Raw genomic sequence first — 15020 nt, 5'->3', positions numbered from 1 at the left:
CTCAGCCGCCGATCTGGTTGCGCTCGATGACGTCGAAGAACGCGCGGCAGACGTAGTAGTCCTCGGCCGTCGTGATCTTGATGTTCGAACGCGGACCGTCGACGCGGTACAGGGTGTGCCCGTACCGGCGCAGCAGGCTGCAGGTGTCGATCGAGTCGTTCTCGCCGTCGGCGACGGCCTGGTCGTAGACGCCGAGGACGGTGTCGAGACGGCCGCTCTGCGGCGCCTGCGCGACGTACAGGTGGTCGCGCGGGATGACCTCGTCGACGGCGCCCGCGGCCGAGGAGATGATCGTCTCGTTGAACTTCGTGCTGGTGATGGCGGGCCCCTGCGAGCGGACGGTCTCGATGTTCGCCGAGATCACGTCCGCATTGATGAGGGGACGCACCCCGTCGTGCAGGAGGACGACGGTGTCACCGGGAGCCTCGTTGGCGACGGCCCGCAGCGCGCGGTGGCGGGACTCCTGACCGGTCGCGCCGCCGTCGACGATCCAGTTCACCTTGGTCAACTCGTACCGGGCGACCAGACGCGCGAAACGATCGCGCCACTCCGGCAGGATCGACACGGCGATGCGGTCGATCTCGGGGTGGTCCTGGAAGTGCTGCAGCGTGTGGACGATCAGCGGCGTGCCGTGGATCTCGAGGAACTGCTTCGGCAGGGTCGCCGACGTCATCCGGGATCCGATCCCGCCGGCGAAAATGATGGCGATGTTCACGCGATCTCCTCTTCTGGGACGTCCTTCTCACTGGACTCTGTGGTGTTCGCGTCGGAACGCTCGGTCGGCACCGGGCTCTCGGTGATCTTCTCGGTGTCGGGGTTGCCCAGGATCAGCCAGTCGATGACGCGGTCGGCGGCCCCGGTGTCGACGCGGTCGAAGTTGAGGCGACGGAACTCCGCGACCTTCTCCTGCTCGAACTCGCCGGTGCGGAGCGCGTCGATGACGTCGTCGAAGGTGTCGGCGACGCGGCCCGGAGCGGTCTCGTCGTAATCGCGGTGGAAACCTCGCGTCGCGGCGTAGTTCACCTTGTCGGGCGCGAAGAACAGCATCGGGCGATCGAGCAGCGAGAACTCGTAGATGATCGACGAGTAGTCGGTGATGAGCACATCCGTCGCGTGCAGCAGGTTGAGCCCGTCCGGGTAGTGCGTGAAGTCGAAGAAGCGATCCTGGTACTGCTCGGGGATCTCGATCGGGTTCTTCACGAAGTGGTGCATCCGGAACAGGACGACGGTGTCATCGCCGCACACCTCGTAGAGGGCGTCGAAGTCGATCTGGCTGTAGTCGTAGAACGCCGTGTAGATCGACCGTCCGCGGAACGTCGGCGCGAACAGCACGACCTTCTTCCCGGCGATCTGCGGATACTCGGTGGCGAACGTCGTAAGGAACCGGTCGCGCAGGGTGGTGTCGAGGAACCAGTCGACGCGCGGCAGGCCCGTCGAGATGACGGCGGCCTCCTCGATGCCGAACGCTTCCGCGTAGACGTGACGCAGGTGCTCGGAGCCCGTGATCGCGAAGGTGTACTGCCGGTGCGGATGCCAGAGCTTCGGCGACCCCAGGTTGCCGAAGCGGCTGTATCCGACCGACTTGAATCCGCTGCCGGCATGCCACAGCTGGATGACCTTGGTCCGCGGGTCCATCCGCAGACTCTTGAGGATGCCGAAGTAGTCGTCGAGAAGCACGATCTCGCTCGTCGCGAGCAGGTAGATGATCCGGAGCGTCGTGCCCCAGCCGCCCGAGCGCGGCAGGCGGAAGGAGTACTTCATGTCGAAGCGGTCCTGCAGACCGCGCTCGACGATCCGCTCCTGGACGCGACGGAGGTTGCCCTCGATGCGCAGACGCTGATCGGACGCGAAGAGGATGCGGCCGGGCTTCACCCCGACCGTGCGGGTGATCAGCTGGTAGATGAGTCCCGCGTACCGCTGCTTGGCGGGGGCGCCGAGGAAGAACGCTTTGAGGCGCTTCATCGGACGGAACTTCTTCGGCTTCGGTCGGGAGCGGAAGAGGTGGTAGCTCCGCATGAGGAAGTCGAGCCGTTCCAGGTCGACCGCGTTCTCGGCGATGCCGAACGAGACGGTCGTGACGGCGCGGTTGCCGTCGTACAGGAAGACGCGGGACCCCTCGTCGAGTTCGAGCAGCGAACGTCCGTCGAAACGCGCCGGCGCGACCCGTTCCCCGTGCGCGAACATCACGATGCGCCAGGTGCCGTTGGGGATCGCCTGACGGTCCCGGAACGTCGGGACGTCGACATGCAGTTCGAACGAGCCGGGTCCGACCGCGGTGAAAGGCACCGGGATGCGCCGCTTGCCGTCGATGAGTCGGAAGTCGACGGCGGGCGGGGGCACCTCGCCCCGCTCAGGGGGCAGCGGCGTCCAGTCCCCCACCTGGACGACCGACAGGCGGATCGTGAGCTTCGCCCTCTCCCAGCTGAGCTCGTCGACGGTGACGTCGAACGGCGGCAGAGGCCGGATGATCTCCGCCTCGCTCACCGGGACGACGGATGCCGGAGGCACAGCGGCATCCGTCACGACCCGGACCCCGTTTCGCGCTCCTCGTGCCACGCCAGCGTGCGGTCGAGCCCCCGCTGCAGACCGACGTGCGGGGCCCACCCGAGGCCCCGGAGCCGCGCGTCGTCGAGTCCCTGACCCTTGACGGCGTTGTAGCGGCTGAGGTCGACGCCCTCCGCGAACCGCACGCTGAGCCCCTTCTCGGGTCGCGCCTGCGTGAACGCCTCGGCGAGCTCCCGGATGCTGATGAACCCGTCGCGATCGGAGATGTTGTACGCGGTGTCCTCCCCCAGGAGGATCGCCGCGAACATTCCGGACACGGCATCCGCGAGGTAGGTGTACGTGCGCCGGGCGCTGCCGTCGCTGTTGAGGGTGATGTCGCGTCCGGCCAGGACGTCGGACGCGAAATCCGCCTGCACACGGCCGTCGTCGAGCGCCATGACGGGTCCGTAGATGTGACCGAAACGGCCGATCGTGATCGGGACACCGTGCTGTGCGTGGTAGCTCACCGCGATCGTCTCGGCCGCACGCTTGCCTTCGATGTAGGACGCCCGGGGCGTCAGGATGTCGACCGCGCCGTAATCGGACTCGCCGACGAGGGATCCGTCGTCGGCGCGCTGGCCGTAGACCTCCGCCGACGACATGAGGACGAAACGGGCGCCTCCCGAGGCGACGCAGAGGTCGAGCAGTCCGAAAGCGCCGTTGACGTTCGCGCGGATGGAGTCGACGGGATTCGCTGCGTGCAACGCGGGGCGTGCGGGAGAGGCGCCGTGGATCACCAGGTCCACCGTGCGGTCGAGCTCGATCCTTTCGCGGACGTCCCCCTTCACCAGGACGACGTCGCCCCGCTCGGCGACGGGGCCGAGCAGGCGCCGCGCCTTGTCGAGGTCCCGGACGAGAGCGAGGACCGTGATGCCGGCATCCCGCACCTCGTTGAGGCCCAACAGCGTGTAGAGCGCGTACGAGGGGATCATCCCGGCGGCGCCCGTCACGAGCACCGTGCTCCCGTCGAGCTTCTCCCACGGCAGCGGCTGCCCGATGATCTCGGCGATGTCACCGTCGACGGTGGCGCTCCCGGTCACGCGGGGAACGGGGGCCGTCGAGGTCGATCCGTCGCCGCGGGGTGTGTGTTCAGGCATTTTGCCGATTCTACGGCACCGGTTCGCGATCGCCCTGAGCGCCGGGCCGTCTCAACGGAGCCCGAGTTTGCGCAGCACCTTGCCGACCTTGCGGCGGAGGGTCGGCGCCGCGGGCTTCGCCGTGGGACGCGCGCTCTGCGCCGTACGCGCCGTGCGCGCCATGTCGACACCGCCGGGCCGCCGCCGGAAGGACCACGATGTGGCGCCTCCGGGAGCACGGTCTCCGATGCGGAGCTCACGAACGTCGGGGTGCGGTCCGGGGATGCGGAGGAGAGCGTGCCCGTCCTTCACCGTCAGCGTCGCCGCCGTCGCTCGCGGTCCGGCGGCGCCGGCCTTCCACTCGCCCACGGATGCGTCGACGGACCCCGAGCCGTCGTGTCGGCCATCGAGGCTGATCACGAGATCGCCACCCTCCAGAGAAGCAGCCGTCGGGCTGAGCCGCCGAACGGCTTCCTGTTGGCCGTCCGGGATGAGAGTGGCGGCTCCGCCGTCGTTCGGGTAGACGAGGTGAAGGTGGCCGTCGGCGACCGAGACGGACGCGGGGATCGCGGACTTGACGGCGCGTGCAGTCGTCGCGCTGCCGAACCTCGTATGCAGGCGGATGTCCCAGTGGGATCCGCTATCGAGAGGACGACCGAACGCGGCGCGGCGCGGATCGATCGAGAACCTCATCCGGCCGGCAATCCCGACCGTGCCGTCGGGGCGATCCTCGACGCTCACCTCCGAGGTCGTCTCAAGGGCCCAGGCCACCCGCGACTGTCGCGAGTGACCGAATGCCGTGAGCTCGATCGCGTCGATCTCCCGGGTCACGTCGATCGCGTCGCTGGAGACCGCATCGAGGACCTCCTGGGGAAGATCCTTGACGATCCGGCTGCCCATGCGCCGCAGAGCGGGGCGACGGCCCGAGGAATCGGCCCACTCGACGACCCCCTCGACGTGGAGGACGCCATCGCGCCACTGCACCGCGTCGGCACTCCCCCATCCGGGCACAGCGGCATCCAGCGCGCACACCGTCTCGATTAGATCCTGACGACCCGCATGGAGCAGCTCAGCGCGCAACCGACGCGATACGGCGAGCCGACTGTCCAGACGCCGGTAGCCGTAATCGGCCTGCAGGGCAGCCGCGTGCTCGAAGATGAACTTCTTGTTGCGCTCGGATCGCTCGGTGAACTTGAGGTCGAAAGCGCCGACCACGCGCGAGTTGTACTGATGCAACTCGAGCTGTTCGCGCTGCATCCGGTTCTCTTCGCCGGGCAGCGTCTCGACGGTGGCGGAGCAGACGCGACGCAGCCACTCCCAGTAGTCGTCGTTGGACTTCAGGAACGTGGTGGACCCGCTGCCCTCGGTCGTCACCCAGTGGTAGTACGGGACGCTGGCGAGCGAGGACACCACCTTCGCGTCCCGGGCGACCTGGAGGTTGAAGAAGATGTCCTCCCACAGCACCCGCCTCCCCTCGGGGAAACGGATTCCGTGCTGGTCGAGGAACGCCTTCCGGTAGAGCTTGTGGGGATTCATCGGGAGGAGCGGGTGCACGTCCTCGCGCCCCTTCGCCTGGGGGCGATCCACGTCGTAACTTCCGAGCGCCCACCCGGGATCGGTGGTTCGCGACTCCTTGCCGCTGACGACGTCTGCGCGATGGGCTGCGGCGAACTCGTACGCCGCTCGGAGCGCATCCGGGTAGAGCTCGTCGTCGTGGTCCATGAAAGCGACGTACTCGCCCCGAGCGAGGTCGATGCCCACATTCCGGGGCTTCGACGGCCATCCGGAATTTTCGATCGCCTCGACCCGCACGTTGCGGTGCGTGGACTGGAGTCCGCGGAGCCGCTCCAGGGTGTCGTCGGGCGACCCGTCGTCGACGAAGATCACCTCGAACTCGGATGCCGGCAGGGTCTGCCGGTCCAGCGAGCCGATGAGCCGGGCGAGCCCCTCGGGAGGTGTCTTGTAGGTGGGCACGACGACCGAGACCTTGATCACCAGGCCATGTTACGGGCGCGGTCCCACGGCTCGCAGGATTTCGGCGTCGGGCGCACGACACCGCTTGTGGAACGATGGGTGTCATGAAGGGCATCATTCTCGCGGGGGGTTCGGGGACGCGGTTGCACCCGATCACGCTCGGTGTGTCGAAGCAGTTGATCCCGGTGTACGACAAGCCGATGATCTACTACCCGTTGTCGACGTTGATGCTCGCCGGCATCCGCGACATCCTCATCATCACGACTCCGCATGATGCGGAGCACTTCGCGCGGTTGCTGGGGGACGGGTCGCAGTTCGGGGTGTCGTTGTCGTTCGCGCAGCAGCCCTCACCCGATGGTCTCGCGCAGGCGTTCACGATCGGGGCGGACCACATCGGCGGCGACAAGGTCGCCCTGGTCCTGGGTGACAACCTGCTGTACGGGCCGGGGCTGGGGTCGCAGCTGGCACGGTTCCGGGATGTCGACGGGGGCGCGGTGTTCGCGTACTACGTCGGCGAGCCCGAGGCGTACGGCGTGGTGGAGTTCGGCGCCGACGGTCGTGCGATCTCCCTGGAGGAGAAGCCGGCGCAGCCCAAGAGCAACTACGCGGTGCCGGGTCTGTACTTCTACGACAACGACGTCGTCCAGATCGCCCGCGACCTGAAGCCGTCCCCGCGTGGGGAGTACGAGATCACGGACGTGAACAAGGCGTACCTGGCGGCGGGCAAGCTCCAGGTGCAGGTCCTCCCCCGTGGGACGGCGTGGCTGGACACGGGCACGTTCGATCAGATGCTGGATGCCGGTGAGTACGTCCGCACCATCGAACGCCGCACCGGATTGAAGATCGGGGTGCCCGAGGAGGTCGCGTGGCGGCAGGGGTTCCTCACCGACGATCAGCTCCGCGAACGGGCCGAGAAGCTCGTCAAATCCGGGTACGGCACGTACCTCCTCGACATCCTGAACAGGGGCCTGTGACCATGGCACACCTTCTCGTGACCGGCGGCGCCGGTTTCATCGGATCGAACTTCGTCCACCACGTGATCGACCACACCGACCACACCGTGACGGTGCTCGACAAGCTCACCTACGCCGGCAACGAGGCATCCCTCGCCGGTCTCCCCGAGGACCGGGTAGACCTGGTCGTCGGGGACATCGCCGATGCGGAACTGGTCGACACCCTGTTCCAGAAGGCGGATGCCGTCGTCCACTACGCGGCGGAGTCCCACAACGACAACTCGCTGCACGACCCGCGTCCGTTCCTGGACACGAACATCATCGGCACGTACACGCTGCTCGAGGCGGCACGCCGCCACGACACCCGGCTGCACCACATCTCCACCGACGAGGTGTACGGCGACCTGGAACTCGACGACCCCGCCCGGTTCACCGAGCACACCCCCTACAACCCGTCCTCGCCGTACTCGTCGACCAAGGCCGGCAGCGACCTGCTCGTGCGCGCCTGGGTCCGCTCGTTCGGGGTGCGCGCCACGATCAGCAACTGCTCCAACAACTACGGCCCGTACCAGCACGTGGAGAAGTTCATCCCCCGCCAGATCACCAACGTGATCCGCGGCATCCGTCCCAAGCTGTACGGCAAGGGCGAGAACGTCCGCGATTGGATCCACGCCGACGACCACTCCTCGGCCGTCCTCACCATCCTCGACAAGGGCGAGATCGGCGAGACCTACCTCATCGGCGCCGACGGGGAGAAGGACAACAAGACCGTCGTCGAACTCATCCTCGAGCTCATGGGCCAGTCCCCTGACGCCTACGACCACGTCACCGATCGCGCCGGGCACGACCTGCGCTACGCGATCGACTCCACCAAACTCCGCACCGAACTCGGCTGGACCCCGAGCTACCAGGACTTCGAAGCCGGCCTCGCCGCCACCATCGACTGGTACCGCCGCAACGAAGCCTGGTGGGCCCCCGCCAAGGACGGCGTCGAAGCCTTCTACGCCTCGAAGGGCCAGTGAGAGTGACGGATTTCGGTAAGGCGCTGTCTGCCACCGAGACCGGGATCCCCGGTCTCGTCGTCTGGGACCTCCCCGTCCACGGGGACAGCCGCGGCTGGTTCAAGGAGAACTGGCAGCGGGAGAAGATGACCGCGGCGGGGCTCGCGGACTTCGGTCCCGTGCAGAACAACATCTCGTTCAACGACGCGGTCGGGACGACGCGCGGCATCCACGCGGAACCCTGGGACAAGTGGGTCTCGGTCGCGACGGGCCGGATCTTCGGTGCGTGGGTGGACCTGCGCGAAGGCCCGACGTTCGGCACGGTCTTCACGGCCGAGCTCGACCCGTCGCGCGCGATCTTCGTGCCGCGCGGTGTCGGAAACTCCTACCAGACGCTCGAGCCCGACACCGCCTACACGTACCTCGTCAACGACCACTGGTCCCCCGACGCGTCGTACTCCTTCCTGAACCTGGCCGATGAGACGGCGGCGATCGACTGGCCGATCCCGCTGGCCGACGTCGAGATCTCGGCGAAGGACCTGGCCCACCCGCGGTTGGCCGACGTCGTGCCGATCCCGCCGAAGAAGACCCTGGTGGTGGGGGCGAACGGACAGCTCGGACGCGCCCTGCGCGCCGCCTACGGCAAGGACGAGAGCGTCGAGTTCGCCGGCCGGCAGGAGCTCGACCTCACCGGCGATCTGCACGCCGCTCGCCGGTGGCGCGACTACGGCACGATCGTGAACGCCGCGGCCTACACGGCCGTCGATGCCGCCGAGACCGACCGCGCCGGCGCGTGGGCGGGGAACGTCACCGCGGTCGCCCAGCTGGCGCGGATCGCGGCCGAGAACGGCATCACCCTCGTCCACGTCTCGAGCGACTACGTCTTCGACGGCAGGGCCACGACGCCGTACACCGAGGACGAGCCGGTCGCTCCCCTCGGTGTCTACGGGCAGACGAAGGCCGCCGCCGACGCGATCGTCGCGACCGTCCCGCGCCACTACATCGTCCGCACGTCCTGGGTGATCGGCGAGGGCAAGAACTTCGTCGGCACGATGGCCTCCCTGGCCGAGCGCGGCATCGCCCCCTCGGTCGTCGACGATCAGATCGGTCGGCTCACGTTCACAGACGACATCGCCGGCGGCATCCGTCACCTGCTCACCAGCGCCGCGCCCTACGGGACCTACAACCTCACCGGCGGGGGCGCTCCGGCGTCATGGGCGGACATCGCCGCCGAGGTCTACGAGCTCACCGGCCACGACCGCACGGCGGTCTCGGGAGTCAGCACCGAGCAGTACTTCGCGAACGCGACCGGCCCCGTCGCGCCGCGCCCGCGGTGGTCGGTCCTCGACCTCGGCAAGATCGAGGCGACGGGGTACTCCCCGCGCGACTGGCGGGAGTCGCTGCGCGACCACCTCGGCTGAGCGCGCGGGGCGAGCGGAACGCTCAGCCCTTCTCGAGCACCTCGAGGGCATCGTCGATCGGTCCGTCGAAGACGACCTTGCCCTTGCGGATGACGACGCCCCGCGAGCACAGGCTCTTCACGATGTTCTTGCTGTGACTGACGATCATCATCGTCACACCCTTGTCCGCGAGCTCGCGCAGCTTTGCGTCGCACTTCGCGCGGAAGGGGGCGTCACCCACCGAGAGGACCTCGTCGACGAGCAGCACGTCGAGTTCGACGTGGATCGCGACGCTGAACGCGAGACGCATGAACATGCCCGAGGAGTAGTGCTTGACCTCCTGGTCGATGAAGTCGCCGATGCCGCTGAACTCGACGATCTCGTCGTAACGGGCTTTCGTCTCCTTCTCGGTCATCCCGAGGATGGCCGCGTTGAGGAAGACGTTCTCGCGGCCGGTGAGGTCGGGGTGGAAGCCGGCACCGACCTCGATGAGACCGGCGACACGACCGCGCGTGAAGACACGGCCTTCGTCGGGCTCGAGGACGCCGGAGACGAGCTTGAGCGTCGTCGACTTGCCCGAACCGTTCAGACCCATGATGGCGACGGACTCGCCCTCGGCGATCTGGAACGAGATGTCATCGAGCGCCTGGAACTGGCGCGAGCGCGTGGACTGCCGCTTGATGACGCTGATGAAGGCGTCCTTCAGGGAGCGCGCGGACCGCTTGTTGAACCACTTCGAGACGTGCTCGACGATGATGCGGGGCTGGGCTTCGGTGGCGGTACGGGACATCACAGATCCTGGGCGAAGGTGCGCTCGGCGCGGCGGAAGACGAGCTGGCCGATGACCAGGGTGACGAGGATGACGCCGACGGATGCCGCGACGTGCCACCCGAACTCCGGCGGCCAGCCGAGGTTGGCGGGCGCGGGCGAGGCCTCGTTCACCACGGGCAGCGCGCCCCAGAACGCGTGGTGGAACATCTCGACGGCCACCGCGAGGGGGTTCGAGATCCAGACGTGGAACAGCCACCGGAAACCTTCGGTGCGCTCGTAGACCATCGCCCAGGTGTAGAGGACGGGGACCGACCACGTCGCGATCGTCCGGATGATGTCGACGGTGTTGCTCGCGTCGCGGAACCGCACGTTGAGGGCGGCGAAGAAGAGGCCCAGGCCCGTCACGAAGAGGAGGACCAGCAGCATCCCGAGGAGGACCAACCCGACCGAGGCGAAGCTCGGCAACCACCCGAACAGCAGGCTCACGATGATGAGGACGGCGAGCTGCGGGAGGAAGTGGGTGAAGGCACCGATGATGGCGGCGAGGGGGAACAGCTCACGCGGCAGGTAGATCTTGCGGACGAGGGCGCGGTTGCTGACGATCGACTGCGTCGCCGCCCCCAGCGTCTCGTTGAACAGGTTGACGAGGACCAGACCGCTGAACAGGTACAGCGGGAAGGCCGGGACGTTCCGGTGGAGCCCGAGGATCTCTCCGACGACGAGGAAGTAGACGAGGAACTGAATGGTCGGACGGACGTAGGACCAGAACCAGCCGAGCACGGAGTTGCGGTATCGCAGGGCGGTGCTCTTGCCGATCAGCAGCCGGAGAAGGTAGCGGTACTCGAAGACGTCGAGGATGCCGCGTCCACGTCCAGGCGTGTCGAAGGCGCTGTAATCGATCTGTGTCACGGGTTTCCTTGCGAAGGCGGGTGCCGTTCAGGCCGTCGATCATCCTATCCGACGGTTCCTGAACGACCTCCGGCGGGGTCGTGTCGCGTCAGCGCAGGAAGTCGCTGCTCACCCAGCCGGTCTTGCCCTGGAACGACGTCTTCCGCCAGATCCCCGAGGATGCGGTGGTGGTGACCTTGGTCCCCTTCGGGATCACGACGAGGATCTTGCCCGACGTCGACGGAGTCTGCCGCAGGTTGAGCGCCGACGTAGTCGTCTTCACGCTGGTCGCGGGCGCAGCCGTCAGCTTCTTGAGCTCGGAGTCCCGCATCCACCCCTTCGTCGATCCGGCCGTGACCGCGCGCCAGATCCCGAAGGTGTCGTGCACGGTGACCTTCGTGCCCGCCTTCAGGGTCGAGAGGACCTTGCCCGAGGCGGATGCCGTCGCCCGCAGCGGCGTCGAGGCGATGACCTGTCGGTCCTGACCGCCGACGGCACCGGGGTTCTTCGTCGACAGCTTCGACGTGAACACCCATCCGGTCATCCCGTCGACCGTGATCTGCGTCCGGTCCCCCGAGACCGAGAGCGCCTTCACCGTCGTGCCCTTGCGGAGCGTCGCCTGAATCGCCTTCGACGACACCGACGGCGTCATGTTCGTCGTCGTCGCCAGATACATCGTCTTCGCCGCCGGAGGCGCCAAGACCGCCTTCAGCTCGGAGTCCCGCATCCAGCCCCTCGTCGACCCCGCCGTGACGGCGCGCCAGATCCCGAACGTGTCGTGCACGGTGACCTTCGCGCCGGCCTTCAGGGTCGAGAGGACCTTGCCCGAAGCGGATGCCGTCGCGCGCAGCGGCGTGGACGCGATGACCTGCCGGTCCTGGCCGGAGATCGCACCGGGGTTCTTCGTCGACAGCTTCGACGTGAACACCCATCCGGTCATCCCGTCGACCGTGATCTGCGTCCGGTCCCCCGAGACCGAGAGCGCCTTCACCGTCGTGCCCTTGCGGAGCGTCGCCTGAATCGTCGCCGACGACACCGACGGCGTCATGTTCGTCGTCGTCGCCAGATACATCGTCTTCGCCGTCGGAGGCGCCGAGACCGCCTTCAGCTCGGAGTCCCGCATCCAGCCCTTCGTCGACCCCGCGGTGACCGCGCGCCAGATCCCGTAACCGTCGTGGATCGTGACCTTCGTGCCGGCCTTCAGCGTCGTGAGCACCTTGCCCGACGCCGACGCCGTCGCCCGCAGCGGAGTCGATGCGATGCTCTGGCGATCCTGGCCCGCGACGGTGCCGGGGTTCTTCGCGACGAGCTTCGATGTGGTGACCCACCCGGTGATCCCGTCGACCGTGATCTGCGTGCGATTCCCGGACACAGTCGACGCGGTGACGGCCGTCCCCTTGCGCAGCGTCGCCATGATCGTGGTCGAGGTGGCCGACGACGCGACGTTGTCGGGCGCCGACAGATACATCGTCTTCGCGATCACCTGCAGCTCGGCGTCGCGCATCCAGCCCTTCGTCGAACCCGCCGTCACCGCGCGCCAAGCGCCGAAGGTGTCGTGCACCGTGACCTTCGTGCCCGCCTTCAGCGTCGAGAGCACCTTTCCCGAGGCGGATGCCGTCGCCCGCAGCGGTGTCGAGGCGATGACCTGCCGGTCCTGACCGCCGACGGCACCGGGGTTCTTCGTCGACAGCTTCGACGAGAACACCCACCCCGTCATGCCGCCCACGGTGATCTGGGTCCGGTCACCGGACACCGAGAGCGCCTTCACCGTCGTGCCCTTGCGCAGCGTCGCCTGGATCGTCGACGACGAGACCGACGGCGTCATGTTCGTCGTCGTCGCGAGGTACATCGTCTTGGCCGGCGGCTTCTCCTCGACCGTCATGTAGTCGCTGTGCGACCAGTACGTCGAACCCGCCACCTGGATGCGCCACCACGCGCCGTAGATCCCGGTGCGCTCGTACTTCTGCCCGGCCGTGATCCAGCGGAAGCCGGTCGCGCAGTCGAGCGAGGGAGCCTTGCGGGCTCGCAGGTTCTCCGAGACGACGGTGATCGTCCCACCGGCCTTCGTGACGCTCGACTCCGCGGGCACGGCGCACGGGTTGCCGGCCGGCGTGCCGCTCGCGATCGAGAGCGCCGACTTCGCGATCCACATCGACGTCGAGCCGACCGTCGCCCGCGCCCACGACCCATACGTGCCGGTTACCGTCACCTTCGCGGACTTCGCCACGCTGCTCGAGCCCGCCGCACACAGCGTGCTGGGAGCCTTGCGCGCCGTCGTGGCGGCCGTGACGGTCGCCACGGAAGACGCCGGGACGATGTCAGCGGTCTTCGGCGCCGTGCACGCGTCCACCCGGGCGGCCGCCCCGGATCCCCAGCGGTTCACCTCGGGGGCGAACCACTGGACGTAGTAGTTGTAGAAGTTCCGGTTGCCGTAGCTCGAGCACGAGTCGCCCGTCGCGTAGCCGGCTGCGAGGGCCGCCATATTCGGACGGTACGGCGTGTAGATGTACAGGTTGGCGGTCGCCTGGTTCTTGATGAGGACCTTCGACGTCCCGCAGGCGCTGTTGGGGTGCCACTTGACCGTGGCCACCTGGCCCTTGCGGTACCCGTACTTCGTGGGGTTGTTCGCGTACACCTGCTGCTGCCGCGCGCCGAGATAGACCTGGTTGAAGAACCCCGCGGATGCCGCGCTGCACGGCGCCGTGTCGGGGCAGTTCATGCCCATCGCCGCCCGATAGCTCCACTCGCTCGGCTTCGTGGAGGTGACCAGGCCCTGCTCCTTCTGGAGCATGACGAGGATGACCTTGGGGCTGAGGCCGCAGGCCTTCCCGACGGTCACGATGATCTCGGCGGCGCGCACCTTGGTCTTCTTGGGGATGGCCGCGCAATAGGCATCCTTCGCCTTCGCGGGGATGTCGGCGGTGAAGTTCCGCAGGCAGGTCGGTCCGCTCGTGGCCTTGCAGGACGGCACCCGCGCTTCGAGGAAGGTCTGCGCCTGAGCCGCAGTCATCGAGCCGCCGTTGAAGTACTCGGCGTCGCTGATGATGAACCCGCCGTCCTCGATGGTGGACGGGAGGCGGGGGTCCGCCGCGGTCGCCGTCGACGCGGGCGCGACGGCCATCAGGACACTCAACGACAGCACGGTCGCCAACAGGATCGCGAGGCTCCGCAGGGGTCGACGGGGCACGGAAACTGAGAGGCGCATGTGAACAGTGTTACTGAAGTCACGTCCTGTTACCAGTCGGGGCTGGATATCTGTTGTGCGACACGCCGACGCCCGGCGTTCGGACGACCTCAGAGCTCGGCGTGGAGCTGCCAGACGCGCTCCGCCGCGCCCGCCCAACTGAACGCCCGCCCACGATCGGCGGACAGGACGGCGAGTCGTTCCACCGCGGAGGTCGACGCCAGCGTCGCGGCGAGCTCGTCCCCCAGCGATTCGGCGTCGCCCGGCGCGAAGGTCGCTCCGTCCAGCAGGAGTTCGCGGTGGGTCGCGCTGTCGGCGGCCACGATGGGCACCCCCAGCCGGAGCGCATCCAGCGTCCGCCAGGGGAAGGCGGTGCCGTCCGAGGGCGCGAGGAGGGCCACGGCACCGGCGAGGACCGCGGCGCGATCGGGCGCCTCGAGGTGACCGCGCACGTGCACCCGTCGCTCGGGCAGGCCCGCCGCGGCGGCGAGCTCGGCGATCGCGGGTTCCTGACCGTCGGGCGCGTCGATCACGACGACGGCCGTGTCCCGTCCGGAGGTCGCGACGGCCTCGAAACCGGTGCGCAGGCGGTCGGATGCCGCCGACGACCCCGACAGCAAGACGTACCCTTCGGGTAGGCCGAGGTCGCGCCGACGCCCGATCTCGTCACTGGGGACGCGGAGGGCGCTCTCGGGAGCCCCGGCGATCACCCGGATCCGGTCCCCGAGGGGCGCCAGCTCGGCGACCCGGTGGGCGAGCTCGTGCGTCGGCACCACGACGGCGTCGGCGTGCCGGACGGCCCGGCGCAGCATGGCGCGGGCCCAGGCGGCATCCGCTCGCGACACCTCGTCGGGGTGGTCCCACGGACGGACGTCCCACAGGGTCACGACCGTCTGGTCGTGGTCGTGGACGCGGTCATGGCGCACGAGCGGCGCCGCGAGCGTCGCCGAGTGGATGAGACCGTCGCCGGCGCCCGCGCGGAGGCCGCGCCGCCACAGGGCCGCGGCGGCGGAGGAGCCGACCGGGAGGCGATCGGCGGCCGCCACGCCCTGCGCGGCCAGGGTGTCGTCCCCCGCGTCGCCGGGGACGATCGCGCGCACCTCGCACCCGCTGGGCGCCGTCGTGACGAGCGCGGCGGCCAGCTCCCGGGCGGCAGTCGCGAGGTCGGGCCCGGTGCCGGGAGCGGACGGGTCGAACACGACCCGCAGTGTGGTCGTCATCGGAACTCC

The 15020-nt window shown here is 68.3% G+C and carries 11 protein-coding genes; 3 read left to right on the top strand and 8 right to left on the bottom strand.

Features of this window, described 5'->3' with window-relative positions; all coding sequences use genetic code 11:
* Position 1: 1 nt before the first annotated feature.
* From ACPEH2_RS00880 to ACPEH2_RS00865, 4 genes are read right to left on the bottom strand one after another with little or no spacing between them, the layout of a single operon-like run.
* Positions 2 to 715, bottom strand: a complete 714-nt coding sequence (locus tag ACPEH2_RS00880; RefSeq protein WP_253035210.1) for an IspD/TarI family cytidylyltransferase — start codon at positions 713 to 715, stop codon at positions 2 to 4.
* Positions 712 to 2523 carry a CDP-glycerol glycerophosphotransferase family protein gene (locus ACPEH2_RS00875; protein WP_423718036.1) on the bottom strand — a complete coding sequence of 604 codons (1812 nt, stop codon included), beginning with the start codon at positions 2521 to 2523 and terminating at the stop codon, positions 712 to 714. The genes ACPEH2_RS00880 and ACPEH2_RS00875 overlap by 4 nt, the downstream gene beginning before the upstream one ends.
* Complete coding sequence (locus ACPEH2_RS00870) at positions 2520 to 3641, bottom strand: NAD-dependent epimerase/dehydratase family protein (RefSeq protein ID WP_423718035.1); 1122 nt, start codon at positions 3639 to 3641, stop codon at positions 2520 to 2522. The genes ACPEH2_RS00875 and ACPEH2_RS00870 overlap by 4 nt, the downstream gene beginning before the upstream one ends.
* A gap of 51 nt (positions 3642 to 3692) precedes the next feature.
* A complete protein-coding gene (locus ACPEH2_RS00865) occupies positions 3693 to 5615 on the bottom strand; it encodes a glycosyltransferase (protein ID WP_423718034.1) in 1923 nt (640 codons plus the stop codon).
* A gap of 83 nt (positions 5616 to 5698) precedes the next feature.
* Between ACPEH2_RS00865 and rfbA the strand changes: the two genes are divergently transcribed.
* From rfbA to ACPEH2_RS00850, 3 genes are read left to right on the top strand one after another with little or no spacing between them, the layout of a single operon-like run.
* On the top strand, positions 5699 to 6568 hold the full coding sequence (gene rfbA / locus ACPEH2_RS00860; RefSeq protein ID WP_423718033.1) for a glucose-1-phosphate thymidylyltransferase RfbA: 870 nt from the start codon (positions 5699 to 5701) through the stop codon (positions 6566 to 6568).
* Positions 6569 to 6570: 2 nt separating this feature from the next.
* Positions 6571 to 7569, top strand: a complete 999-nt coding sequence (rfbB, locus tag ACPEH2_RS00855) for a dTDP-glucose 4,6-dehydratase (RefSeq protein ID WP_423718032.1) — start codon at positions 6571 to 6573, stop codon at positions 7567 to 7569.
* Positions 7566 to 8969 (top strand): sugar nucleotide-binding protein, encoded by a 1404-nt coding sequence (locus ACPEH2_RS00850; RefSeq protein ID WP_423718031.1) that lies wholly within the window; start codon positions 7566 to 7568, stop codon positions 8967 to 8969. Before rfbB ends, ACPEH2_RS00850 begins: the two co-directional genes overlap by 4 nt.
* Before the next feature lie 22 nt (positions 8970 to 8991).
* Here the strand turns inward: ACPEH2_RS00850 and ACPEH2_RS00845 are convergent, their stop codons facing one another.
* The 4 genes from ACPEH2_RS00845 to ACPEH2_RS00830 all read right to left on the bottom strand — a co-directional run bounded on the left by ACPEH2_RS00845 (position 8992) and on the right by ACPEH2_RS00830 (position 15011).
* Positions 8992 to 9738: an ABC transporter ATP-binding protein gene (locus ACPEH2_RS00845; protein ID WP_311862938.1), complete on the bottom strand. Its 747-nt coding sequence runs from the start codon at positions 9736 to 9738 to the stop codon at positions 8992 to 8994.
* The gene (locus ACPEH2_RS00840) at positions 9738 to 10628 is read right to left on the bottom strand and encodes an ABC transporter permease (protein WP_423718030.1); all 891 of its coding nucleotides are present in this window, start codon (positions 10626 to 10628) and stop codon (positions 9738 to 9740) included. The genes ACPEH2_RS00845 and ACPEH2_RS00840 overlap by 1 nt, the downstream gene beginning before the upstream one ends.
* Positions 10629 to 10716: 88 nt before the next feature.
* Positions 10717 to 13812 (bottom strand): SH3 domain-containing protein, encoded by a 3096-nt coding sequence (locus tag ACPEH2_RS00835; protein ID WP_423718029.1) that lies wholly within the window; start codon positions 13810 to 13812, stop codon positions 10717 to 10719.
* 89 nt (positions 13813 to 13901) lie between these two features.
* Complete coding sequence (locus ACPEH2_RS00830) at positions 13902 to 15011, bottom strand: glycosyltransferase (protein WP_423718028.1); 1110 nt, start codon at positions 15009 to 15011, stop codon at positions 13902 to 13904.
* Between the last annotated feature and the right edge of the window lie 9 nt (positions 15012 to 15020).

Source organism: Microbacterium sp. NPDC064942 (genome assembly GCF_049545525.1).
Classification (GTDB): Bacteria; Actinomycetota; Actinomycetes; order Actinomycetales; family Microbacteriaceae; genus Microbacterium; species Microbacterium gawkjiense.
This window is presented reverse-complemented; position numbering and strand designations above follow the sequence as displayed.